This is a genomic window from Streptomyces sp. NPDC002868 (assembly GCF_055563295.1).
In genome coordinates this window covers 337,248-359,396 of sequence record NZ_JBVHDR010000006.1, presented here as the reverse complement: position 1 = coordinate 359,396, position 22,149 = coordinate 337,248, and the positions used below count along the sequence as shown (strand labels likewise).

General features: G+C 71.0%; 23 protein-coding genes. 12 read left to right on the top strand and 11 right to left on the bottom strand.

Translation table 11 applies throughout. From position 1 onward, the window contains the following. Positions 1 to 6: 6 nt before the first annotated feature. Entirely contained in the window at positions 7 to 171 is a 165-nt protein-coding gene (gene rpmG, locus ACZ3H8_RS20920) for a 50S ribosomal protein L33 (protein ID WP_467403916.1), read from the bottom strand. Positions 172 to 273: 102 nt separating this feature from the next. Between rpmG and rpmB the strand changes: the two genes are divergently transcribed. The 4 genes from rpmB (at position 274) to ACZ3H8_RS20900 (ending at position 2,246) form a co-directional block, all read left to right on the top strand. Beyond that, positions 274 to 510, top strand: a complete 237-nt coding sequence (rpmB, locus tag ACZ3H8_RS20915; protein WP_467403914.1) for a 50S ribosomal protein L28 — start codon at positions 274 to 276, stop codon at positions 508 to 510. Continuing rightward, positions 510 to 815 (top strand): 30S ribosomal protein S14, encoded by a 306-nt coding sequence (gene rpsN / locus ACZ3H8_RS20910; RefSeq protein WP_467403912.1) that lies wholly within the window; start codon positions 510 to 512, stop codon positions 813 to 815. The genes rpmB and rpsN overlap by 1 nt, the downstream gene beginning before the upstream one ends. A 38-nt stretch (positions 816 to 853) precedes the next feature. Next, the gene (locus ACZ3H8_RS20905; RefSeq protein WP_467403909.1) at positions 854 to 1,324 is read left to right on the top strand and encodes a hypothetical protein; all 471 of its coding nucleotides are present in this window, start codon (positions 854 to 856) and stop codon (positions 1,322 to 1,324) included. A 247-nt stretch (positions 1,325 to 1,571) separates the two neighbouring features. Then, on the top strand, positions 1,572 to 2,246 hold the full coding sequence (locus ACZ3H8_RS20900) for a hypothetical protein (RefSeq protein ID WP_467403908.1): 675 nt from the start codon (positions 1,572 to 1,574) through the stop codon (positions 2,244 to 2,246). Between the two features lie 205 nt (positions 2,247 to 2,451). Here the strand turns inward: ACZ3H8_RS20900 and ACZ3H8_RS20895 are convergent, their stop codons facing one another. After that, positions 2,452 to 3,573, bottom strand: coding sequence for a DUF2786 domain-containing protein (locus ACZ3H8_RS20895; RefSeq protein WP_467403906.1), 1,122 nt, complete (start codon positions 3,571 to 3,573; stop codon positions 2,452 to 2,454). Between the two features lie 93 nt (positions 3,574 to 3,666). Between ACZ3H8_RS20895 and ACZ3H8_RS20890 the strand changes: the two genes are divergently transcribed. Together ACZ3H8_RS20890 and ACZ3H8_RS20885 are read left to right on the top strand one after the other, a co-directional pair. Then, positions 3,667 to 4,428, top strand: a complete 762-nt coding sequence (locus ACZ3H8_RS20890) for an ABC transporter ATP-binding protein (RefSeq protein ID WP_467403903.1) — start codon at positions 3,667 to 3,669, stop codon at positions 4,426 to 4,428. Then, positions 4,422 to 6,533, top strand: coding sequence for an ABC transporter permease (locus tag ACZ3H8_RS20885; protein WP_467403901.1), 2,112 nt, complete (start codon positions 4,422 to 4,424; stop codon positions 6,531 to 6,533). Before ACZ3H8_RS20890 ends, ACZ3H8_RS20885 begins: the two co-directional genes overlap by 7 nt. 71 nt (positions 6,534 to 6,604) lie before the next feature. Here ACZ3H8_RS20885 and ACZ3H8_RS20880 read toward each other — a convergent pair whose 3' ends face one another. Beyond that, on the bottom strand, positions 6,605 to 7,255 hold the full coding sequence (locus tag ACZ3H8_RS20880; protein WP_467403898.1) for a lipoprotein: 651 nt from the start codon (positions 7,253 to 7,255) through the stop codon (positions 6,605 to 6,607). A gap of 215 nt (positions 7,256 to 7,470) precedes the next feature. On the opposite strand from ACZ3H8_RS20880, the gene ACZ3H8_RS20875 reads away from it, so the two are divergent. Further along, positions 7,471 to 8,019, top strand: coding sequence for a helix-turn-helix transcriptional regulator (locus ACZ3H8_RS20875; protein WP_467403896.1), 549 nt, complete (start codon positions 7,471 to 7,473; stop codon positions 8,017 to 8,019). 53 nt (positions 8,020 to 8,072) lie between these two features. After that, positions 8,073 to 9,758, top strand: a complete 1,686-nt coding sequence (locus tag ACZ3H8_RS20870; protein ID WP_467403894.1) for a bifunctional 3'-5' exonuclease/DNA polymerase — start codon at positions 8,073 to 8,075, stop codon at positions 9,756 to 9,758. A 1-nt stretch (position 9,759) separates the two neighbouring features. Here ACZ3H8_RS20870 and ACZ3H8_RS20865 read toward each other — a convergent pair whose 3' ends face one another. From ACZ3H8_RS20865 to ACZ3H8_RS20840, 6 genes are all read right to left on the bottom strand, one after another. After that, positions 9,760 to 11,478: a hypothetical protein gene (locus ACZ3H8_RS20865; protein ID WP_467403891.1), complete on the bottom strand. Its 1,719-nt coding sequence runs from the start codon at positions 11,476 to 11,478 to the stop codon at positions 9,760 to 9,762. Positions 11,479 to 11,551: 73 nt separating this feature from the next. Beyond that, on the bottom strand, positions 11,552 to 12,061 hold the full coding sequence (locus ACZ3H8_RS20860) for a SigE family RNA polymerase sigma factor (protein WP_467403889.1): 510 nt from the start codon (positions 12,059 to 12,061) through the stop codon (positions 11,552 to 11,554). A 112-nt stretch (positions 12,062 to 12,173) separates the two neighbouring features. Beyond that, positions 12,174 to 15,077: an AfsR/SARP family transcriptional regulator gene (locus ACZ3H8_RS20855; RefSeq protein WP_467403887.1), complete on the bottom strand. Its 2,904-nt coding sequence runs from the start codon at positions 15,075 to 15,077 to the stop codon at positions 12,174 to 12,176. Between the two features lie 272 nt (positions 15,078 to 15,349). After that, on the bottom strand, positions 15,350 to 15,808 hold the full coding sequence (locus ACZ3H8_RS20850) for a pyridoxamine 5'-phosphate oxidase family protein (protein WP_467403885.1): 459 nt from the start codon (positions 15,806 to 15,808) through the stop codon (positions 15,350 to 15,352). 105 nt (positions 15,809 to 15,913) lie between these two features. Beyond that, complete coding sequence (locus ACZ3H8_RS20845; RefSeq protein ID WP_467403884.1) at positions 15,914 to 16,258, bottom strand: VOC family protein; 345 nt, start codon at positions 16,256 to 16,258, stop codon at positions 15,914 to 15,916. A gap of 160 nt (positions 16,259 to 16,418) precedes the next feature. Further along, positions 16,419 to 16,880, bottom strand: a complete 462-nt coding sequence (locus tag ACZ3H8_RS20840) for a MarR family winged helix-turn-helix transcriptional regulator (protein WP_398992889.1) — start codon at positions 16,878 to 16,880, stop codon at positions 16,419 to 16,421. A gap of 83 nt (positions 16,881 to 16,963) precedes the next feature. Between ACZ3H8_RS20840 and ACZ3H8_RS20835 the strand changes: the two genes are divergently transcribed. Further along, positions 16,964 to 17,833, top strand: a complete 870-nt coding sequence (locus tag ACZ3H8_RS20835; RefSeq protein WP_467403882.1) for an SDR family oxidoreductase — start codon at positions 16,964 to 16,966, stop codon at positions 17,831 to 17,833. A 409-nt stretch (positions 17,834 to 18,242) separates the two neighbouring features. Here ACZ3H8_RS20835 and ACZ3H8_RS20830 read toward each other — a convergent pair whose 3' ends face one another. Continuing rightward, entirely contained in the window at positions 18,243 to 18,704 is a 462-nt protein-coding gene (locus ACZ3H8_RS20830) for a pyridoxamine 5'-phosphate oxidase family protein (protein WP_467403879.1), read from the bottom strand. A gap of 54 nt (positions 18,705 to 18,758) precedes the next feature. Further along, positions 18,759 to 19,451, bottom strand: coding sequence for an NAD(P)-dependent oxidoreductase (locus ACZ3H8_RS20825; protein ID WP_467403876.1), 693 nt, complete (start codon positions 19,449 to 19,451; stop codon positions 18,759 to 18,761). Positions 19,452 to 19,535: 84 nt separating this feature from the next. On the opposite strand from ACZ3H8_RS20825, the gene ACZ3H8_RS20820 reads away from it, so the two are divergent. The 3 genes from ACZ3H8_RS20820 (at position 19,536) to ACZ3H8_RS20810 (ending at position 22,110) form a co-directional block, all read left to right on the top strand. Beyond that, positions 19,536 to 20,138, top strand: a complete 603-nt coding sequence (locus ACZ3H8_RS20820; protein ID WP_398993004.1) for a TetR/AcrR family transcriptional regulator — start codon at positions 19,536 to 19,538, stop codon at positions 20,136 to 20,138. A gap of 164 nt (positions 20,139 to 20,302) precedes the next feature. Beyond that, positions 20,303 to 21,316 (top strand): NADP-dependent oxidoreductase, encoded by a 1,014-nt coding sequence (locus tag ACZ3H8_RS20815; RefSeq protein WP_467403874.1) that lies wholly within the window; start codon positions 20,303 to 20,305, stop codon positions 21,314 to 21,316. A gap of 5 nt (positions 21,317 to 21,321) precedes the next feature. Beyond that, positions 21,322 to 22,110 (top strand): SDR family NAD(P)-dependent oxidoreductase, encoded by a 789-nt coding sequence (locus ACZ3H8_RS20810; protein WP_467404092.1) that lies wholly within the window; start codon positions 21,322 to 21,324, stop codon positions 22,108 to 22,110. The last annotated feature ends 39 nt before the right edge of the window (positions 22,111 to 22,149 follow it).

Sequence of the window (22,149 nt, the reverse complement as noted above, 5' to 3'; positions counted from 1 at the left end):
CGCTGCTCAGCGCTCCTCTCGGAAGTCGACGTGCTTGCCGACCATCGGGTCGTACTTGCGCAGCGTCATGCGGTCGGGGTTGTTACGGCGGTTCTTGCGGGTCACGTAGGTGTAGCCGGTGCCTGCGGTGGAGCGGAGCTTGACGATGGGGCGGAGTTCGTTGCGGGCCATGGGGGCTAGTATATGGAAATGGTTTCCATTACCAAATGGACTCCGTCATGGACTCCGTCATGGACTCCGTCATGGACTCCGTCAACGAGAGGTGAATCACCTGTGTCCGCCCACTGCCAGCTGACCGGCGCCCAGCCGGGCTTCGGCAACAACATCTCCCACTCGCACCGGCGCACGTCGCGCCGCTTCGACCCCAACATCCAGCGCAAGCGCTACTGGCTGCCGAGTGAGGGCCGCCATGTCCGGCTCACGCTGAGCGCCCGCGCTGTCAAGGCCATCGACACGATCGGGATCGAGGCCGCCGTGGCCCGCATCCGTGCCCGCGGGGTGAAGGTCTGATGGCAAAGAAAAGCAAGATCGCCCGCAATGAGCGGCGCAAGGATGTCGTCGAGCGATATGCCGAGCGGCGGGCGGAGTTGAAGGAGATCATCCGCCGCCCGGGCACGAGTGCGGACGAACGGGCCGCCGCGCAGGCCGAGTTGCGGCGTCAGCCGCGCGACGCGAGCGCGACGCGGGTGCGGAACCGGGACAGCGTGGACGGCAGGCCGCGCGGACATCTGCGGAAGTTCGGCATTTCGCGGGTGCGGCTGCGTGAGCAGGCACACGCCGGATTCCTCCCGGGAGTCCGTAAGGCCTCCTGGTAGCTTGGCGCGGTCTTGAAACCGACAAGGGGGACCGATAAGTGCACAAGCGCGTACGGATGTCAGTCGCCGCGGCGGGTCTTGTCGCCGCTCTGGCGCTGACCGGCTGCAGCAGCGGCGACAACGACGACTCCGGCAAGGACAAGACGTCGGCCAAGCCGACGGAGACGGGCGGCGGCGACGACGGCGACGGCGGGGCCGCGAGTGGGAGCATCGAGGGCGCCTGGGCCGGTGTCACCGACGGCAAGACCGTCGCGCTGTCCGTCTCGGGCAAGATCGCGGCGGTCGTTGCAGACGGGCACGTCTGCACGGGCCAGGTGACCGACCATGGCAAGCCGATGCTGTCCCTGAAGTGCGCCGACGGAAACACCGACCGCACCATGGGCTCGATCGAGTCCAACGACGGCACGACGCTGGTTGTCTCGTGGGACGCCGGCGCGAAGGACACGCTCACCAAGACCGACCCGGGCAAGCTTCCGACGGGACTGCCGACCGGCATCCCGACTCCCTGACGCTCCTGCCGTCTCTGACGTACGAGGCCGGTTACGGGCCGCGGACCCTGCACGGGTTCGCGGCCCGTCGTCGTTGTGCCGATCGCGATCCGGACGGGCGGCCGGGACCACCCTGGCGCGGCGGGCCCGTTGTCAGGACAATCACTTGCGCACCAGGCGGTGATCTCCCGCGGGCATCGGGGGCGCCTCAAGTCCCGTATCCCTCAGGCGGCTTCACCGACCCCCAGCACATGCGAAAGGCATCATAATGACGGACAACCGCGTCATACGGTACGGCGGCCGGTTACTGGCCACGACTGTGGCCGCATGCGGGATGGCCGCGGCCGCCACCCCGTCCGCGTTCGCCGAGGAGCAGCCGACACGGCAGCAGCTCACGGCGGACTGCGCCTCGGGCGAGGGCAAGTGCACCTTCAATTCGCCGCAGCTCGGCCAGGCGTACCTGGGTCAGTTCCGCCAGGTATCCGACTCGCTGTTCAACTGCAGTACCTCGGACGCCACTCAGTCCATGACCTGGAACGACACCGTGGGCTCCACCGACTCGGTCGGCGTCTCGGTCACCGCGGGCGGCAAGATCGCGGGCATTGTGGACCTGAGCGTGACGGCAAGCTACAACCACAGCTGGTCGAGCACGCACTCGGAGAGCAGCTCCCTGGGCATGACGGTCAAGCCCGGTGAAGTGGGCTGGATCTCCCGCGCCCAGGTGATGCAGATGGTCTCCGGCACCTGGCAGACCCACTACGACAGCCCCAAGTGGGGCCACTACTACTGGTTCTGGCAGGACACCATCACCGGACCGGCCGCGAACGGCACGGACGGCAAGAGCAACGCGGTGGTCGTCAAGAGCCGCAAGATGACCGCTACGGAGAAGAAGTCCTGCTCCGCTGACGCCCACGAGGGCAAGGCGTTCGTCCAGGAGCGCTGACGCACGGCCCCCTGCTCTGTCCCGGGGCAGGGGGCCGCCACTGAACTACGCATCCTCCAGCTCGCACCACACCGTCTTGCTGTCCGCCCCCCGAACCACACCCCAGCGCAGGGCGACCGCGTCCAGGAGTGCAGAGACTGCTCCGACACCGCGTTCGTGACCACACGAAGTACCGCACATCAGCACAGCCGATACTCGGACTTCGTCAAGGAGTGATGCGGGGGTGCGTCTTCGACACCTGCGCGCTGTCCGCCGCCGCCCTGCCGTGGGTCCAGCCCGCTTCGTCCGTCACGCCGCGGACCCGCGTGGTCGTCGTCTGCGGGAACATCTCCTCCGCGCGGTCCGTCACGGCCACGTCCCGCGATGCCAGCACCGGCAGCAGGTCCGCGGTCACCACTTCGTCCGCCACCGCCGCGAGCCGCTCGCCCAGCCGGTGGGCGTACGCCATCAGGAACGACTGGCGGAAGGTCTTCGTACGCTTGCGGCCGCCCGCGCGCTGGCCGGCCTCCGCCCGGGTCATCGCCGTCGTCCCCTGGACCAGCAGCGAGGTGTACAGCAGCTCTACCGCCTCTAGGTCGCCGTCGAAGCCGACGACCGTCGAGAAGCCGAAGGCGCTGTTCCACACCGCCCGGCAGCGGTTCGCGGAGGCGACCGCGTCGAGGAGGATCGCCTTTGCCGTTTCGTACGGGGCGTCCACGCCGATACGGCAGGCCGCGGGTGCGTCGGGGCGGTGGGTCCGGGCGGCGAGCAGGGCCTCGTCGAGACTGTGGCGGGCCATCAGTTCCTGGGCCTTCGCGGTGAGCGCCTCCGCCTCCTCGGGGTAGCCGGTCGCCTCCGCCTTGGCGAGCAGGGCGCGGATGCGGGTCAGCATGCGCGGCTCGTGCGGGGCGGGCTCGGCGGAGAAGGGTGCGCCGGGGGCCTGGCCGACCGGTTCGATCGCCGGGAGCCGGACCAGCAGCCGGTACAGCTCCAGCACGGCGGTGGCGTACGAGAAGCGGTCCGCGGCGTAAGGGGCCTGCTTCAGCTCGTCGAGCTGGGCCCGCCAGCGTGGGGCGAGATGTGCGTACCGCCCGCTCTCCCCCACGATCAGCTCGGCGACCAGCCGTTCATGCGTCTCGTCCAGGTCGCGCCGGACCATGCGTACGACGTCGGCCGGCTGCCAGCCGCGCTCCCAGGCACTGCGTACGAGCTCCTCGCCGCGCAGCCGCAGTACCGCGTCGGCGGACGGATCGGCGGCAAGCAGGGACGCGCCGGTGTCCAGCCCTTCGTCCCCGTCGGCGTACAGCGCGACGGCGAGGGCCTTCTCCACCGTACCGACCGTGCTCACGCCCAGATGATCCCACGGGGTAGGGCAGGCCCTACCGCCAGGACGCCCCCCAGTGGTCGTGATCACCGCCCCGGGAAACGGAAGCCTGGAGGCATGGACACCAACCCCGTACGGCTCCGAGCCGTCCGCAAGGCCTACGGCGACGTCACCGCCCTCGACGGCGTCGACCTCGACCTCCGCGCCGGCTCCTTCACCGCGGTCATGGGGCCCTCCGGGTCCGGTAAATCGACGCTGCTCCAGTGCGCGGCCGGGCTCGACCGGCCCACGTCCGGGAGCGTCGAGATCGACGGGATCGCGCTGGGCGGGCTCAGCGAGCGGCGGCTCACCCTGCTGCGGCGGGAGCGGATCGGATTCGTCTTCCAGGCGTTCAATCTGGTCCCCTCGCTGAGTGCCGCGCAGAACGTGGCCCTGCCACTGCGGCTGGCGGGCCGACGGCCGGCGCGTACGGAGATACGGGAGGCGCTCGCCCGGGTGGGGCTCGAAGGGCGGGCGCGGCACCGGCCCGGGGAACTGTCCGGCGGGCAGCAACAGCGGGTGGCGATCGCGCGGGCGCTGATCACGCGGCCCGCCGTGCTCTTCGGCGACGAGCCGACCGGGGCACTGGACACCGGGACCAGCCGTGAAGTGCTGGTCATGCTGCGGGAGTTGGTGGACCGGGAGGGGCAGACGATCGTGATGGTCACCCATGATCCGGTGGCGGCGGCGTACGCGGACCGGGTCGTGTTCCTGGTCGACGGGCGGGTCGGCGGCGAGCTGGCCGCGCCGAGTGCCGAGCGGGTAGCGGCCCAGCTGGCGCGGCTGGATGGTCTCGATGGACTGGATGGACTCGATGGTCTGGAGGCCGTGCCGTGCTGACCGTCGCGTTCGCCGCGCTGCGCGCCCGCTGGGCCACCTTCGCCGCGAGCTTCGTCGCGCTCGCGCTCGGCGTCGGGCTGATCGCCGCGATGGGGCTCGGCCTCGCCTCGACTTTCGACGCCCCGAAGCGCGCGCCCGAACGGTTCGCGTCCTCGCCGGTTGTGGTGATGGGGACGGACACCCTCGCCGTCGAGTCCCGGCGCCACCTGCCCCTGCCCCATCCACACCCTGTGGATACCGAACTCGTGCGCCGACTTCGCGCCCTCGGCCCGGTGGTGCAACGGGGCGGTCGGGACGCGGTCGGCGTCGACGCCCCGGCCGCGGCCGTACGCAAGGTCGTCGGCGACCGCGCCCAGGTGCTCACCGGGGACGACCGCCGCCGCGCCGACCCGGACCCCGAGCGCGACGCCGAGGCCCTCGTCGCCGTGAACTCCCTGCTCGGCACGGCCGGTGGCGTGTCCGCCTTCGTCTCCGTCTTCGTCGTCGCGTCGACGTTCGCCTTCGCGGTGGCGCTGCGCAGAAGGGAGTTCGGGCTGCTGCGCACGGCGGGCGCGACCCCCGGCCAGATCCGCAGGCTGCTCCTGACCGAGGCTCTCGTCGTCGGCACGCTCGCCTCGGCGGTGGGCTGCGCGCTCGGTGCGTGGGGTGCACCGAGGCTCGCCCGGCTGCTGGTCGACGGGGAGGTGGCGCCGGAGTGGTTCACGATCCGCGAGGCCGCCTGGCCGTTCCATGCCGCCTTCTGGACCGGGCTGTTGGTCGCGCTCGCCGGAGTGTGGGCGGCATCGCGCCGGGCGGGCCGCATCGGCCCCGTCGAGGCGTTGCGCGAGGCGGACGTGGACACGGGCGCGATGCCGCTCGGGCGGCGGCTGGCCGGACTCGCGCTGTTCGCAACCGGTGCCGGGCTGCTGGTCTGGACGCTCGCCATGGACCCCTCCGGCCTGCTGAAACGCAAGACGTACACGACGCAGCCGATGGTCCTGATCACCGCTGTCGCCCTCCTCGCTCCGCTGCTCGTACGCCGTACGGCCGGGCTGCTGCCCCTGCCGGGGGTCACCGGGATGCTCGTACGGGAGAACACGGCGGCAGCCGTACGCCGGACCGCTGCCGTCGCCGCGCCCGTCCTGGTCACGGTCGCGCTGGCCGGTTCGCTGCTCGGCTCCGCCGCGACAGTGACGGAGGCGAAGGCGGCCGAGGCGCGTACCCAGACCGCCGCCCAACTCGTGGTCACCGGCGATGAGTTGAAGCCGGTGGAGCCGGGCGAGCTCCCCGGGGCGACGCTCTCCGCCTCCGCGTCCACCGCCGTTTTCGTACGGGAGGAAGGCACCGCCCTCATCCGGTCCGACGCCCGCGCCGTCTCCGACCCGGCCGCCTTCGCGAGCCTCGCCAGGCTGCCCCTCGTCGCGGGCGATCTGCGCGACCTCGACGACCGTTCGATCGTCGTCAACGAGGAGTGGGAGAAGCACACGGTGGGCGAGACGGTGGACGTCTGGCTCGGCGACGGCCGCCCGGCCTCGCTGCGTATCGCCGCCGTACTCGCCATCGGAACGGGAAGTAACGGCGCGTTCATCACCGCAGCCAACGCGCCCGTGGCGAAGGTCGACCGTATCGACGTGCAGCTCGCGGAAGGAGCGGACCGGGATGCCGCCACTGACGCGCTACGGGCCACCACCGGCGGCACGGTCAGGACGACGGACGCGTGGGCGGCGGCCACCCATCCCCGGACCAGCCCGCAGACCCGCCTAGGCCTGCTGGTCGTCCTCGGCATCGCCCTCGTCTACACGGCGATCGCGCTGGCGGGGACCCTGCTCATGGCCACATCGGCACGGGCGGGAGAGCTGACCTCGCTGCGGCTGGCGGGCGCGACCCGCGCCCAGATCCTGCGGGTCGTCGCGGGCGAGACGCTGCTCGCGGTCGCGATCGGCACGCTGCTCGGGCTGGCCGTAACCGCCGTCAATCTCATGGGACTCGGTACCGCGCTGGCCGCCCTGTCCGCGCCCGTGACGGTGACCGTCCCGTGGGGGACAGCCGGGTCAGCGGCGGGCGCCTGCGCGGTCGTCGCGGTGGTGGCCGCGCTGCCGCCGGCCCGGCGGGTGACCCGCATCTGATCAGCGGGGCCGCCACCGGCAGCCCCGCGACCAGGGCGATCCGCCACAGCCCTGACGGGAGCCCCCCGCCGTCAGGCGCTGCGGACGCTCTTCTTGGCCAGCTCGTACGCCGGCAGCATCTCCTCGTGCTCCTCGGAGTCCATTCCCCCGAGATGAAGGACGACCACGCCGCGCGGGGTTGTGAAGGCGAGCGCCCGTTCCTTCTTGGGCTCGTCCAGGAACTCATTGGTGTTGAGGTAGGTCACCTCGGCCGCGGCGTACTCCCCCGCCTTGGTCTGCGTGTATGCGACCTTGTCCCGGCTCTTCGCCTCCTCCGCGACGAACGCTTCGAGCGCCCGGCGCGGGTCGTCGCCGCTGCGGCCGCCGGTCCAGACACGCAGGAAGCCGATGTTCCCGGCGGGCTTGGCGTCAATCTCGCAGACGAGGGTGACGGGGCCCTGCCGGGCCAGCCCGAACTCGGGGTCGTCCTTGACGGCCTGCGGCTTCCAGCCCGACGCGAGGTCGAACGAGACGGGCAGGGCGCACGGCGAACCCGCGCCCCCGACCGTGCCGCCCTTGGCCGCGGCCGGCGTCTCAGTCTTCGCCGTGCCCTTCGCCCCGTCTTTCGCCCCGTCTTTCGCCGTGCTCTTCGCAGCGCCGGTCGGCCGGTCCGGCTTCGGCTCCGACGAACAGCCGCTCAGCACCCCCATCACGAGCGCCGCCGGGACCAGCCCCGCGCCCACGCCGCGTCTCAGACCTCGACCTCGTCCTCGTCCTCGTACCACGATTCCCCACCCCAGGTTCAGCTCGAACAAACTTGCTCGATCCTAGAGAGGCCGACGGACGTGGAAGGACGGGGGACCGGTGGTCACGGAGTGGGACCGGTGGTCACGAAGAACGCCCGCTACGGAGTGACCACCAGCTTCCCCTCGCCCGGCTCGCGGACTCGCTGCGGCCGATGCTGCGCTACAGCCCGGTCCGTCTTGAGCTGGGTGCGCCGGACACCGCCCGGCCGCTGGCCGCCGATGTGGCGCACGCGGCGCGCGCGGTCGCACGGGCCCTGCTGCTGACCGTCCTCGAACAGGACCGGCTCGGCCGGATCCATGTCGGCTGGCATCTGACCGAGACCGAGCTGCGCGTGACGGTACGGGACGACGGCCCCGGCGAGCTCACCTCCTGCGCGCTCGGCGCGCACCGGGTCGGGGAGCGGCTCGACGCGCTGGGCGGGCGGCTGGACGTGGACGCGGTGCCGGGCTGGGGCACGACGATCACGGCAACGTTCCCGCTGGGGACACCCCAGCCCATGCCCACCGATCCGCTCGGCTCGCTGGGGGCGCGGGAGCTGGAGGTGCTGGCACATCTGGCCCGCGGGCACCGCAACCGGGTGATCGCGCAGGAGCTGCACATCAGCGAGTCGACCGTGAAGTTCCACGTCGCGAACATCCTCACCAAGCTGGGGGTCGCGTCGCGGGGCGAGGCGTCGGCGCTGTTCCACGCCGTGGCGTAGGGGGTGCCCGTCAGACCCGGCGGTTGTCAGTGGCGGCTGCCACACTCGCACCCATGAGCGATCGTTGGGCTCTGGCAGCGGCGGAGGGCGACGGGGCGCGGCTCGTCCCCCTCGGCCCCGACGGCCTGCCCACCGGGCCCGTCCAGCTGGAGCCCGATCTGGTCGAGGCCGTCCGGTCCCGGCCGGAGGTCGGCCGGTGGGTCTGGCGCTCCACCGCCGAGATCTATCCCCGTCTGCTGGCGGCCGGGGTGCGCGTCGAGCGGTGCTACGACATCGAGGACGCGGAGCTGCTGCTGCTCGGCCACGAGGGCCGGCTCGGCGAGCCCCGGTCGGCGGCGGCCGCCTTGGGCCGGCTGAGGAACGGTCCCGTACCACCCGATCCGCCGCAGCGCGCGGCCGAACCGGGCTCGCAGTCCTCGCTGTTCGAGCCGCAGCCCGTGCCCGTACCGCTCGAGGCGCTGCTCGAGGTCTACGCCCACCAGCAGCGAAGACACGAGGCGGCCGAGCACCCCGGGCGGATGCGGCTGCTGACGGCCGCCGAGTCGGCGGGGATGCTGGTGGCCGCGGAGATGAACCGGGCGGGGCTGCCGTGGCGGGCGGACGTCCACCGGGACGTGCTGCACGAGCTGCTGGGTGAGCGGTACGCGGGCGGAGGCGAGCCGCGCCGTCTGGCGGAACTGGCGGACGAGGTGTCGGCGGCGTTCGGGCGCCGCGTGCGCCCCGATCTGCCCGCGGACGTGGTGAAAGCCTTCACGCAGGCCGGGATCAAGGTGAGGTCGACGCGCCGCTGGGAGCTGGAGGAGCTCGACCATCCGGCGGTGAAGCCGCTGATCCAGTACAAGAAGCTGTACCGCATCTGGACGGCGCACGGCTGGAGCTGGCTCCAGGACTGGGTGCGGGACGGGCGGTTCCGCCCCGAGTATCTGCCCGGCGGCACGGTCTCCGGCCGCTGGACGACCAATGGCGGCGGGGCACTTCAGATCCCGAAGGTGATCCGGCGCGCGGTGGTCGCGGACGAGGGCTGGCGGCTCGTGGTCGCGGACGCCGACCAGATGGAGCCCCGGGTGCTCGCCGCGATCTCCCGTGACCGGGGCCTGATGGAGGTCGCGGGCCACGACGGCGACCTGTACTCCGCGCTGTCCGACCGGGCCTTCTCCGGCGACCGCGACCACGCGAAATTCGCGCTGCTGGGCGCGATCTACGGCCAGACGTCGGGCGACGGCCTGAAGAACCTGGCCATGCTGCGACGCAGATTCCCGCTGGCCGTGGCGTACGTGGACGACGCGGCCCGCGCGGGCGAGGAAGGCCGGCTCGTACGCACCTGGCTGGGCCGCACCAGCCCGAGGGCGGTCGGGTCGGGCGACGACGAGGAGGCGGGGATCCCCCAGGAGAGCGAGGAACTCCCGTCCCCGGATACCGAATTCACCCCCGGCTACGCGTCGTCGAACGCGCGGGCGCGGGGCCGCTTCACCCGTAACTTCGTGGTCCAGGGCAGCGCGGCGGACTGGGCGCTGCTGATGCTGGCGGCGCTGCGGCAGGCCACCGCGGGGATGCGCGCGGAGCTGGTCTTCTTCCAGCACGACGAAGTGATTGTGCACTGCCCGGCCGAGGAGGCGCAGGACGTGGCGAAGGCGATCCGCGCGGCCGGGGAGCTGGCCGGGCGGATCGCTTTCGGTGAGACGCCGGTGCGGTTTCCGTTCACGACGGCGGTGGTGGAGTGCTACGCCGACGCGAAGTGAGTCACCAGGTGGGGAACGGCTTCTCCATCGCCTTGAGGTAGGCCTCGTCGTTCCACTGGGGAGCCAGAGCGATCTTCTTGAGGAGCGGCACATTGACCGGCGGGCTGTTGCGCGTCGCGTCGGCGTCCGGGGTGGGCGCGTTGTAGGCGGTGAGGGTCACCTGCTTACCTCCCGGCAGACTGGCCGTGACGATCCAGCGGACCACACCCTTGCCGCCCCTCTCCACCCGCTCCTGGCGGAGGTCGAGCAGCGTGTCACCAGTCTTGTTCGTCCTGCTCTCGTCGAAGCTGACCTCGAGGGATCCGGCGCCCAGGCCGTCCTTGTTCAGGGTGAGCCGGGACCAGCACGTGCTGTCGCAGCCCTTGACGTGCGGGTTGCCGGACTTCGCCGCCTGGCGCAGATGCATCAGTTGGCTGACGTATTCGTCGGCCTCGTGCCCGGTCGGCCGGGTGGCGCCGCCGACCAACTCCTTAGGGGCGGCGGGCAGTTCGTCAAGGGCGGGCTGCCATTTCTTGGACGACGCCACGGCCCGCAGCTGCTCGACGGTGAGGGGCGGCGTGTCCCGGGTTGCCTTGGCGACCTCCCGGTCGGGCGTGTTCCATTCGGAGATCTCGACCATGTGTCCCTGCGGGGAGAGATAGGTGGCCGTCCAGAACTTGCGGAACCCGCCGCCCTTTCCGTACTCCACCTGGTAGATCCGCACCTTGGAGCCGTCCGCCGAGGTGGTGACGGTGCAATGGGGCACCTGGCGGCAACTGGTGTACTGCCGGGTCGAGTAGCCATGTGGATCGACGCGGTACAGCTCGGCGGTGAGGCCCGCCCTGCCCTTGCCGTCGTCGTACACGAATGACGCCGCCGGGCCCAGCTGATCACCCGTGCCCCGGCCCTTCTCCTCGCTGAACGAACCCTTCGGGAGCAGCCCCTTGAACGTGCTGGTCAGCTCGGTTCCCGAGATCTTCCCCGACGGGGTGACGAACGCCGGGTCGAGAGGCGGCTCGCCTCCCAGCGGATCGGGCACAGGGAACTTCTTCAGCTCGTTCCGCCACTCGTTCGCGTTGAGCCGGTGCAGGTCGTACTTGAGGACCGGCACCTTCCGGGTGCCGGTGGCCTGCCGGGGATCGGGGGTGTTCCAGACGGTGGCTTCGACGAAAAAGCCCTCGGGTGTGATGATCTGCCGCCGCACGGACTTGGTGTCAAGGGTGGTGTACGGAGCTTCGTGGCTCTCGACGTACAGGCTCCGGGCGCCGTCCGATTGCGACCCAGCCCGGCACTTCCTGTCGGCCGGTTCGCAGCCCTCGGCACCCGCCCGCAGATCGGCCTTGCCCATCGTGAACTCGACCAGCCCCGCGCCCTTCCCGTCGTCGTAGACGAACGAGACATGCGCGTACTGCCCGGGCTTCAGCGGCAGCACTTTCTCCTGGCTGAACGTCCCCGCGGGGGCCAGTTTCTTCCAGATCTCGAAGACCCGCCCGCTGTCCACCGTGGGCGCTTCCTTCGCGACCTTCGTCTCGCCGCTGCCGTCGCCCAGCAGCCCGCCCGCGTATGCCCCCGAGCCCATCACGCCCAGTGCCACCACGCTCGCGGTGACCGCGAGGACGCGCCTGCGGCGCACGGTGCGGCGGCCGCGCTCCACACCCGCCGTCAGCAGGGTCTGCTGGTCGCTGTCGAAGGTGTTGCCGATTCGGCGCAGCGCCTCGCCGAGTTCGTCCTCGAAAGACATGGGGAACCACCAGTTCTCGGAAAGTCCGGGGAAAGTGCTCGGGGGCCGGTCAGGGCCCGGGTCAGGAGGCAGGTCAGCGGGCGACGAACTCGGCGAGGCTGGAGCCCAGCGCGTCGCGGAGTTTGCCAAGCGCCCTCGACGACCTGGTCCGTACGGCAGCCGTACTCGTGTGCATCGCCTCGGCGGTCTCCTCGATGCTGCGGTCCTCCCAGTACCGCAGCACCACCACGGCCCGGTCCTTCGGCGCCAGTTCCCCCAGCGCCTGCAGGAGCGAGATCCGCACCTCCGGTTCGCCGCCGGGCGTCGCGGTCTCGTCGGGCACCTCGGCCAGTGGACGCTCGGTGGCCGAGCGGCGCCGGCGGTGGCTGAGGAAAGCGCGCACCAGCACCGTCTGGGAGTACGCGGCAGGGTTGTCCACCCTCGAGATCCGGCCCCACACCACATACATCCGGCTCAGCGTCTCCTGCACCAGATCCTCGGCGAGATGGGTGTCGCCGCTGGTGAGCAGGCATGCGGAGCGAAAGAGATGGCCTGTGCGGCCGGCTGCGAATTCCATGAATTCGTCCGCGCGGGACTGTCTCATGCCCTCCCCGTTCATCCCCGTTGTCCAGCTTGCTTGTCGCTCGGGGGCTTCTTGCCCGTCACCTCATTGACGCGGTGACCGAGACGGAATGTTTCACAGGGAATTCAGAGGGTCATGGCCGGCCCAGCAGCTCCCGCAGCTCCGCCATGAGCGCCGCATGCTTGCCGTCGAGCGCCTCCAGCGCGCTCAACGCCGACTCCCACAGCTCGCGCGCCTCGTCCTCGTCGCCCTCGGCGTGCACGAGCAGTCCGCGCTGGTGGCGGGCGAGAGCCTGCATCTGGGTGTCGGCGCGGGACCCCGCGCGCTCCAGCAGCAGCGCGCATTCGCGGTGGGCTTCCTCGGCCCGGCCCAGTTCGCGCAGGGCGCGGACCCGGCCGATGCGGGCCTGGGACTGGGTGTGCCAGTCGCCGTCGTCGCCGATCAGGGCGAGGCTTTCGTCGAAGTGCCGGGCCGCTTCGGAGGGTTCGCCGAGGGTGAGGTGGGCGTAGCCGATGTTGCAGTGGGCGGTGAGCCGCAGGATCTCGCTTTTCAGCCGTACACCCGCGGCCAGGCTGCGTTCGTGGCACGCGATCGCGGCGCGGGCGTCGGTGTGCTCGAGGAGATTGCCCAGGTGGCTGAGGATGATGGCCTCGCCGTGCGCGTCGCCGAGCCGGCGGGCGCACGCGAGGGCGGACTCCAGCGCCTCGGCCGCCTCCTCGTACCGGCCGAGTCCCTCCAGCAGCATCCCGCGGTTGCCGAGGCCGCGCTGGACGCGGCGATCGTCGCCGAGGGTGCGCCAGATCGTGACGGCCGACTCGTTCAGGGTGAGGGCTCGTTCGGCCCTGCCGCTGAGGAAGTTCATGCCCGCGAGGTCGGTGAGGGCGTGCGCCTCGGCCGCGGTGTCGCCCAGCTTGCGTGCCGCGTCCAGTGCCAACTCGCCCATCACGGCCAGCTCCTGGAGCCTGCCGCGCCGCTGGAGATATGTGAAACCCGCCCGTACGAGCAGCAGCGCCGTCGCCGACTCAGACGCGTACCGCTCGATCAGCGCGAGAAGATTGGGCAGTTCCAGATCGCCCCAGGCCAGGGCCTGTTCGGCGGATTCGAAAGGCACGGCCTCGCCGATCGGGCCGGGCAGCCGCAGTCCCGCCTCCTGACCGGGCGCGAGCAGCGTGATGCCGATCTGGCGGGTGGCCTCGGCGTACCAGACGAGGACGCGCTCGGCGGCCTGCTGTCGGCCGTCGTCCCGCTCGGCGAGTTCCCGGGCGAAGTCCCGTACGAGGTCGTGCGGCACGAACCGTCCGTACGAGACCTCCTCCAGCAGCGCCACATCGACGAGCCGGTCGAGGGCGGCCGCGGCGCGCCGCTCGTCGGTGTCCATCAGCCGGGCGACGGCGGGCGCTCCGTACTCGGGCAGGTCGACCGCGCCGAGCCGGCGCAGCGCGAGAGCGGCGTCCGGGTCGAGGCCGTCGTGCGCGACGGCGAGCGAGCCGCGCACGCTCAGGTCGTCGTAGTCGAGTTGGTCGAGCCGGCCCGCCTGAGCGTCGAGCAGCCCGGCGAGTACGTCGGCGGTGAGCGCGCGGCGGGCGGCGAGGCGGGCGGCGACGACGCGCAGAGCGAGGGGCAGCCGGCCGCACCGTTCGACGAGCCGCTCCAGGCCCTCTTCGAAGCCGCGCCCCGAGACGGCCCGCAGCAGCAACCCGCTGTCCGCGGCAGACAGCGGCGCGAGCGGGAAGCGGGCCGCGCCGTCGAGCGCGGTCAGCGGGGAGCGGCTGGTGACGACGACCGCGCAGCCGGGCCCGGCGGGCAGCAACGGCCGCACCTGCGCGGCGGACGCGGCGTCGTCGAGTACGAGGAGGGTCCGGGTCGGCGCGAGGGTGGACCGGAGCAGGGCCGCGGCCGCGTCCACCTCACCGGGCACCTGCCGCGGGTCGACGCCGAGGTCGCGCAGCAGGGCGCAGAGTGCGTGGCCGGGGTCGAGCGGGGGCACGCCGGGGGTGGCGCCGCGCAGATTGACGTACAGCTGCCCGTCGGGGAAGTCGTCCCGCAGCGCGTGGGCGACTCGCACGGCGAGGGCGGACTTGCCGACTCCGGCCATCCCGGAGACGACGACGGGGCGGCTGACACCGTCGCCGCCGTCGAGGGCGAGGGCGGCGCGCAGCTCGGCGACCAGGTCCTCGCGGCCGATGAAGTGGGCGGGTGCGGGCGGCAGTTGGGCGGGCCGGGGCGGCCGCGACTCGGCTGAGGCTGCGGCTGGCCCTGAGGCTGATGCTCCGGCTGGCCGTGCGGCTGCGGCTGTCGGCGCACGGAGCACCTCCTGGTAGGCCTCCTGCACCGCCGGCCCGGGATCGACGCCCAGCTCCTCGACGAGCGTGCGGCGCAGCGACTGGTAGGCGGCGAGTGCCTCCGCCTGCCTGCCCGTACGGTGCAGGACCAGCATCAGCTGCCGGTGGAATGCCTCCCGCAGCGGGAACTCCGCTACGAGCGCCGCGAGTTCGGGCCCGACCCCGTCATGACGGCCGAGCTGCAGCTCGGCGTCGTACCGCCACTCCAGCATCAGCAGCCGCGATTCCCGCAGCCGTTGTACGAGCGCGGGCGCGCCCTCGTCGGGGTCGTACAGCCCGGCCAGCGGACTGCCGCGCCACAGCGCGAGTCCGAGTCGGGCGGCGTCGGCGACGGCGGCCCAGTCGCCCCGCGCCTGCGCGGCACGGGCGGTGCGCACCTGCGTCTCGAACACCTCGGTGTCCAGCTCGCCCGGCTCGACCCGCAGCAGATACCCGGGCGGGGCGGCCCGGAGCCGGTCGTCCTCGGCGAGCAGCCGGCGCAGCCGGGTCACGTGATTGTGCAGGGATGCATGGGCGGATGCGGGCGGCTCGTCGCCCCAGAGGGCGGCCTTGAGTTCGTCCACGGGGACGACGCGATTCGGCCGCAGCAGCAGCGCGGTGAGCAGGGCGCGGGCTTTGGCGCTGTTCAGGGGGCGCGGCTCGCCAGAGGCGTCGTGCACGGCAGGAGGGCCAAGCAGCCCGAACCGCATCCGCATCCTCCCGACCAGTCTCAGCCAATCCCGCGCCATGAGCGTTGGCCATATGTTAGCGATCTGTTGGCGACGACTGTTTGGATCGATGCATCGGATCCGGCCGGCCGGTGCTCGGCGTGGAAGCCACACTCGGGGGAGTGTCGCCGCGCGGCCGGATCCGCAGTTCCTTCCAGCGGGCCTGTCCCGGTGCTCCCGGGGACGCATCAGAGGTGTCTCCGCCCGGACGACGCGGTCGAACCCCGTCCGGGCGGATGGCCGTTGGCGTGATCCGTGTGTCAGGCGACGACCCAGTGCCCACCGCTCATCAGCTCGCGGCCCTCGATCTCATTGGCCTCGCGCCAGGCCTGGATCCGCTGCGGATGAATCCGGAAGTAGAGGTAGCGGCTGGTCAGTTCACGCGGATCGAACCCCGTCTTGGCCGCGAATGCGTCGCCGACCTCGTCCTTCAGCTCGGCGGCTTCCAGTGCGAGCACGGTTCCCTCGACGAGTACGAGATCGCGAGTCGGGCCGATGCCGAGGCGGACCTTTCCGGTGGCCTGCAGATTGCGGCTGGTCGGGCTGGAGGACTGCGTGGCCACCAGCAGCGTGACGCCGTCCCACAGGAAGGACAACGGCACCAGATAAGGCGTCCCGCTCTCCGGGTCGGCCGTCGCCACCCAGGCGTCGACGTCCTGCTCGAGCCGAATCAGTGCGTCCTGCTTGCGTTGTTCCGGGGTCCGGGCGGGCGGGGTCATCCGAAGCGGCCTCCTTGGCGTCGACGTCGTCGCGGACGGGCGGCGCGGTCACCGCATGCTGCCCTGGTGACCGCGCCGCCCGCGCCGCTGAGGTGACTCGTACCCTCAAGCAGGCTGAATGAGGCCGATGACGTTGCCGTCCGCGTCCTTCACCAGGGCGGTCAGCTTGCCGCCGCCGACGTCCTTGACGCCTTCCACCTCATCCGCCCCGGCGTCGAGAAGTGCCTTCACGCTGCTCTTGATGTCGTCCACGTTCCAGTAGGCGACGGGGCCGGTCATGCCCCTGCTGTGGCCGTGGGGATCGAGACCGACGTCCTGGCCCGCGACCCGGAAGCCGACGTAGTACGGCTCGTCCATGCTGGGCTCGACGCCCAGCAGCCTGGTGAACAGGGCTTTCGCGCTCGCAAGGTCCTTCACGGGGTAGATGATCGTCTTGATGCCTTCGGTCATGGCGCACTCCTCAGGTGGTGGTCATGCTGCTCGTCACGTGGACGGTGTTCGGTCCGTCAGTTCGGTCCGTCAGAGGTATGACACGCCGCGACGGAGGAGTGTGACCGCGGGCGGGGGCGTGGTGGTCCAGATCCCCAGACCTGCCAGGACCGCGTCGGCCTCATGCGTCCTTGTGCTGCTTGAGCTTGCGCCAGACCGCGTCCAGGGCCCTGAGGTCCGCCTCGTCGAGGACGTCGGTGAAGACCGGCGCCAGGCACGCACGCCGCGTGGCGTCGGCCTCCTCGAAGCGGTGCCGGCCCTCAGCGGTGAGCGCGACCTCGACCGCGCGCGCGTCGCGCGTGGAGGGCGTGCGTGAGACCAGTCCGCGCTCCTGGAGCGCATCGAGCACGCGCGAGACCTGGCTACGGCTGAGCATGGTGCTGTTGCCGAGGGACGAGGCGGAGACCGGCTCGTCCTGGGAGGCCAGCCACAGCATCACCTCGAACCAGGACAGCGGCAGGTCGTGGGCCTTGGTCAGGGCACGGCCCACGCGCTCGGTGAGCACGGTTCCCGCCCACACGAGACCGTAAAAGGCATGGTCGGGCAGGGGCATCTCCCCCTGATTGAGCTTGCGAGTCGCCATGGAACGAGCATAGAGGTTGCGTGTGTGCACACACAAAGATAATGTGTGTGCACACGCACTGGATGGTTGATGCCGTCCGCCCCATGCCTTTCAACGAGAGGTCCACCATGTCCCCCAAGGTCGTCCTGATCACCGGCACCTCCTCCGGCATCGGCCTCGCCGCCGCCGTCGCCGCCGCCGCCGCCGAGGCGGGCTGGCGCACGGTCGCCACGCTGCGCGACCCCGCCCGCGCCGATGCCCTGCGCAAGGCCGCCGAGACCGCCGGGGTCGAGTTGGACATCCGGCAGCTCGACGTCACCGACCCGTCCTCCGTCACCGCCGCCATCGAGGGTGTCGTCGCCGACTACGGCCACCTCGACGCGGTCGTCAACAACGCGGGCGCCGGCCACGTCGGCACGATCGAGAACGAGACCGTCGAGGATGTACGGCGCGTCATGGAGGTCAACTTCTTCGGCGTCGTCCAGGTCACCAAGGCCGCCCTGCCCCACCTGCGCGCGGCCGGCGGCCGCCTGATCACCGTCACATCCGTCGGCGGCGTCGTCGGCCAGCCCTTCAACGAGGCCTACTGCGCGGCCAAGTTCGCCGTCGAGGGCTTCATGGAGAGCCTCGCACCGGTGGCCGCCAAGGCCGGAATGACCGTCTCCGTCGTCGAACCCGGCGCCGTGGCGACCGAGTTCGTCAGCAACCTCGGGATCGACCCGGCAGCCCTGATCGCCGCCGCCGGCCCTTACGCGGCGCCCCTCCAGGCGTACGCCACCCGCACCCGGACCATGTTCGCCGACTCCGCGCAGACCCCGGCACAGGCGGCTGAATCCGTCCTCGAAGCCCTCACCGCCGAACAGCCCGCCTTCCGCATCCAGACCTCCGACTGGGCCCGCACCTTCACCGGCACCAAGCTCGCCGATCTCGACGGCTCGAGGGTCCTCGGGCTGACCAGTACGTACCTCGACTGACCGCCGTCGCGTCGGCCGACGAGCAACACCAGCTGCCCTCGATGTGCCAACCCGTGTCGCCGGGATCGTCAGGGTGGGGGAAGCGAATCGGAAACGTACCGAGACTGGAGCGGGGCATCCAGCGGCCGGCACCCACCAACTGGTCGAACGCCGCATGCAGCACCGGGGTGTTGGCTGCCCGGACAGCCCGTCCGTACAGGTCCGGATCCTCACCACTGGCCTGGTCCACGTCGCCGAGTCGGAGGGGTCCAAGCAAGCCGGTGCGCTCCCACAGCAGCGCCCGGCATTCGGCAGCGAGCTCGCAGGGGAACGCACCGGGAGATGAACGAAGCCGTCCGCGACAAACCGGTCGAGCTGTTCATTCGTGAGCATCTCACCCGCCTCCTTCCGCTGACGGGATGCTGCCTGCTCACTTGGCTTGGGCGCCAGGGGATCCCAGAGACGAAGAACACCGGGTTCGTCCTGTGACCGTGCCGAGACGGTCCGACGCCGGACAGGCCATCACCCGGTCCACCTCAATCTCGATCACCACGCGCCCCGGCGGATTGGGCGGCAGCACCCCGTACCGCCTGGCGTAGTCCCGTACGCCCCGAGCTAAGCGCCGAGGATCGTCGGACACCGTCGCGGATCCTTCGAGGGTGATCCAGCGCGAGCCTGTCATCTGGAACAGGGCGGCGCGCGGATTGTTGAGCAGGTTGTGGACCTTGCGGGTGGATCCGCGCGTCATGACGCGGGCGTGCCCTGCCTCGGGGTCCCAGGTGAAGCGAACCGCGACCACGTGAGGTGTGCCATCGGGACGGAGGGTGGCGAGCGTGCCGGGAAGGCGATCGGCCAGGAAGGCCGCGCCCCAATGCGGAAGAGCGAGTGGCATCGTGAACTTCCCTGTGTGCGAACGAGGTTGCCGGGTCCGCGCCAACCGAGGCGGCTACTTCTTCTTGACGCCCTCGTTCCACATCAGCTTGACGATGCTGGGCCTGACCTCCGTCGTGATCACTCCCATCGCCTTCCGGACGAAGCGGTTGTCCTCAAGCTGCCGCAGCATGCTCGCGGCGAGATCGGCGCGAGCCGTGAACAAACCGTCGGCGCTGTTCTCGGCGAGTTCGTAGTCCGTCACCGTCGGGTTGTCGAACAGCCCGCACGGCCGGGCGATCGTCCAGTCGAGATCGCTTGCCCTGACCACCGATTCCATCCGGCGCATGTCCTCGTGCAGGGTCCGGCCCGCGACCCTGTTGAAGTACGGGTCCATCACCCGGTTGAAGAAGAACTCCCCGGTGGGGCGCCACGCGGGATCGGCGACGCTGGAGCTGACCACCACCAGCCGCCGCACGGCGTTGTGCTGCATGGCGGCGACGATGTTGGTCGCCCCTTGCGAGTACGTGGTGATCGGTTTGCGGCTGAAGGGAACCCCGAGGGCGGACAGGACCGCCTCGCTGCCGACGACCACTTTGTCGACCGCTTCGGCGTCGGTGACGTCGGCTCCGACTACGGTCAACCCCTCTTGCGGCGGGAGCAGTTCCGGGCGGCGGGTCACCGCGGAGACCTCGTGTCCCGCGGCCAGGGCCTGCTCGATCACCTGGCGGCCGGTCGGGCCACCCGCGCCGAAGACGACGATACGCATGGCGTTCTCCTTCACCCCGCCCCGGGAGGTCCGGGCTTGGGGTGCCTTGACACTGACGATCGGCGCCGCAAGATTTCAACCTTGATGAATAAAACTCGCGGTCGGCCCCGCGGCAATCCGGCCACGAAAGCCCACATCGTCGAGGCCGCCCGCGGCCTGTTCCTGGAACGTGGCTACCGTGGCACGACCGTGCGCGCGGTCGCGGCCGCGGCCGGGGTCGACTCGGCCCTGATCAGCTACCACTTCGGGAACAAGCAGGGCCTGTTCGGCGAGTCGGTGACGCTGCCGTGCGGCGAATCACTCGCCCTGTCCACAGCCCTGGCCGGCGAACGGGCCGGCCTGCCTGAGCGGCTGCTGGTCGCGGTCACCGACGCGTGGGACCACAGCGAACCGCTGCAGATACCCCACCGGATGGCGCTGCAGGACGAGAACGTGATGGACGTGTTCCGCGAGTACCTCGAACGCGAGCTGCTCGGCGGAATTGCTGAATTTCTGGGCGGCCCGGACGCGACCGAGCGCGCCACCGCCGCCGTCGGCGTGATCGCCGGTCTGATCTTCACCAGATACCTGAATCCACTGCCCCCAGCCGCGGGGCTGACCGCCGCCGATGTCCACCGCGTGTTCGGCCCGCCATTGCGCGCAGCTCTCTTCGGCCGCACCCGGCACACCCCGGCGGCCCGCCGCTAGCGACCACAGGGAATCGCAAGATCACTGAAATGCCCCACCGCGGCCGCGATGTGATGCGCACCACGCGCGGCCGCTGGTGGGACCACTTGCGTCCTGGTTCGGCAGGACCTAGCCTCACGAGGCCCGTACCTACCAGTCGGTATGCAAGTCGAGGAGCTGCAGAGATGAGCCGCACCAACCATCAATTGCACCTGGCCGCACGCCCCGTGGGGCAGCCCCGGTCCACCGACTGGGAGTACGTCGAGGAGCCGGTCGCCGAGCCGGGAGACGGCGAGCTGCTGGTGCAGGTGCTCTACCTGTCGATCGACCCGGCGATGCGTGGCTGGATGAACGCGGGCAAGTCGTACATCCGGCCCGTCGAAATCGGCGAAGTGATGCGCGCCGGAGCGGTAGGCCGGGTCATCGCCTCCCGGCACCCCGACTTCGCGGTAGGGGACCACGTGTCGGGCTCGTTCGGTGTGCAGGAGTACTGCGTGTCGGACGGGCGCGGGGTCACGAAGGTCGATCCGGCGCTGGCGCCACTGCCGGTGTATCTCGGCACTCTCGGCATGTCGGGCATGACGGCCTACTTCGGTCTGCTCGACATCGGACTCCCGAAGCCGGGGCAGACCGTCGTGGTTTCCGGAGCGGCGGGCGCGGTCGGGAATGTGGTCGGGCAGGTCGCCAAGATCCTCGGCTGCCGGGTCATCGGCATCGCAGGCGGAGAGCGCAAGTGCCGTTTGGTGGTGGAGGAGTTCGGCTTCGACGCCGCGATCGACTACCAGACCGAGGATGTGCGCAAGGCCCTGCGCGAGCACGCCCCGGAGGGTGTGGACGTCTACTTCGACAACGTCGGCGGTGACATCCTGGACGCGGTGCTGACCAGGCTGGCGCGCGGCGCCCGGATCGTCATCTGCGGCGCGATCTCCCAGTACAACAACACCGAGCCGGTCAAGGGACCGAGCAACTACATGTCGCTGCTCGTCAACCGCGCCTCCATGACCGGAATGGTCGTCTTCGACTACGCCGACCGGTACGCCGAGGCCACCACACAGCTGGCCGAGTGGCTGGCGGCGGGCCGGCTGCGGTCGATGGAGGACGTGGTTTCCGGCGGGGTCGCGGCATTCCCCGAGACCCTGCTGCGGCTGTTCCGCGGTGAGAACCTCGGCAAGCTGGTGCTCAAGGTCGGGGACGAGTGAAACAGATGGCAGCCATGGACCTCAAGGACGCGGGTGTGGTCGTCACTGGGGCCGGGTCGGGCATCGGTGCGGCGCTCGCCCGCCGGTTCGCCGCCGAGGGTGCCCGGCTCGTGGTCAACGATCTGGACGGCGCGGCAGCCGCCCGGGTCGCTGCCGAGGTCGGCGGGCTCGCCGTGCCGGGCGACGCAGGCGCGGAGGAGAGCGTGGCCGCCCTGGTGGCGGCGGCGCGCGCCCACCTCGGCGAGATCGACCTGTTCTGCGCGAATGCGGGCATCGAGCCCGGCGGCGGGGAGCACACCCCGGAGGAGGTGTGGGACCAGGTCTGGCAGGTGAACGTCATGGGTCATGTGCGGGCGGCCCGTCACCTGATCGGGCCGTGGCTGGAACGGGGACGCGGCCACTTCCTGGCCACGGTCTCCGCAGCAGGCCTGCTCACCCACCTCGAATCGGCGTCGTACTCGGTGTCCAAGCACGGCGCGCTGGCCTTCGCCGAGTGGCTCTCGGCCACCCACGGCGACAAGGGCCTGACGGTCCAGGTCCTGTGCCCGCTGGGCGTTCGCACCGAGATGTACGAGAGAACCGACGCGGCCGCCAAGGCAGTGCTCGCCGGAGCGGTCCTCGAACCCGAGCAAGTGGCCGACGAGGTCATGGAGGGGCTCGCGGACGGGCGGTTCCTCATCCTTCCCCACCCGGAAGTACGGGACCACTACGGCTTCCGGGCGACCGACACCGAACGGTGGCTCCGCGGGATGCGGCGCCTCCGCCGACGCATCGACGAGGCCGCCAAGGGCTGAGCTGATCCTTCAGCGCCGCGGTCGCCGCGGTCCGTACCT

What these genes read in the sequence shown, in the direction of transcription:
- ACZ3H8_RS20900 (WP_467403908.1), top strand. Translation starts at nt 1,572, where the DNA reads ATGACGGACAACCGCGTCATACGGTACGGCGGCCGGTTACTGGCCACG.
- ACZ3H8_RS20820 (WP_398993004.1), top strand. Translation starts at nt 19,536, where the DNA reads ATGAATAAAACTCGCGGTCGGCCCCGCGGCAATCCGGCCACGAAAGCC.
- ACZ3H8_RS20830 (WP_467403879.1), bottom strand. Translation starts at nt 18,704, where the DNA reads ATGCCACTCGCTCTTCCGCATTGGGGCGCGGCCTTCCTGGCCGATCGC.
- ACZ3H8_RS20850 (WP_467403885.1), bottom strand. Translation starts at nt 15,808, where the DNA reads ATGACCCCGCCCGCCCGGACCCCGGAACAACGCAAGCAGGACGCACTG.
- ACZ3H8_RS20845 (WP_467403884.1), bottom strand. Translation starts at nt 16,258, where the DNA reads ATGACCGAAGGCATCAAGACGATCATCTACCCCGTGAAGGACCTTGCG.
- ACZ3H8_RS20875 (WP_467403896.1), top strand. Translation starts at nt 7,471, where the DNA reads ATGCTGCGCTACAGCCCGGTCCGTCTTGAGCTGGGTGCGCCGGACACC.
- ACZ3H8_RS20840 (WP_398992889.1), bottom strand. Translation starts at nt 16,880, where the DNA reads ATGGCGACTCGCAAGCTCAATCAGGGGGAGATGCCCCTGCCCGACCAT.
- ACZ3H8_RS20825 (WP_467403876.1), bottom strand. Translation starts at nt 19,451, where the DNA reads ATGCGTATCGTCGTCTTCGGCGCGGGTGGCCCGACCGGCCGCCAGGTG.
- ACZ3H8_RS20855 (WP_467403887.1), bottom strand. Translation starts at nt 15,077, where the DNA reads ATGCGGATGCGGTTCGGGCTGCTTGGCCCTCCTGCCGTGCACGACGCC.
- ACZ3H8_RS20810 (WP_467404092.1), top strand. Translation starts at nt 21,322, where the DNA reads ATGGCAGCCATGGACCTCAAGGACGCGGGTGTGGTCGTCACTGGGGCC.
- ACZ3H8_RS20815 (WP_467403874.1), top strand. Translation starts at nt 20,303, where the DNA reads ATGAGCCGCACCAACCATCAATTGCACCTGGCCGCACGCCCCGTGGGG.
- ACZ3H8_RS20890 (WP_467403903.1), top strand. Translation starts at nt 3,667, where the DNA reads ATGGACACCAACCCCGTACGGCTCCGAGCCGTCCGCAAGGCCTACGGC.
- rpsN (WP_467403912.1), top strand. Translation starts at nt 510, where the DNA reads ATGGCAAAGAAAAGCAAGATCGCCCGCAATGAGCGGCGCAAGGATGTC.
- ACZ3H8_RS20835 (WP_467403882.1), top strand. Translation starts at nt 16,964, where the DNA reads ATGCCTTTCAACGAGAGGTCCACCATGTCCCCCAAGGTCGTCCTGATC.
- ACZ3H8_RS20860 (WP_467403889.1), bottom strand. Translation starts at nt 12,061, where the DNA reads ATGAGACAGTCCCGCGCGGACGAATTCATGGAATTCGCAGCCGGCCGC.
- ACZ3H8_RS20865 (WP_467403891.1), bottom strand. Translation starts at nt 11,478, where the DNA reads ATGTCTTTCGAGGACGAACTCGGCGAGGCGCTGCGCCGAATCGGCAAC.
- rpmG (WP_467403916.1), bottom strand. Translation starts at nt 171, where the DNA reads ATGGCCCGCAACGAACTCCGCCCCATCGTCAAGCTCCGCTCCACCGCA.
- ACZ3H8_RS20870 (WP_467403894.1), top strand. Translation starts at nt 8,073, where the DNA reads ATGAGCGATCGTTGGGCTCTGGCAGCGGCGGAGGGCGACGGGGCGCGG.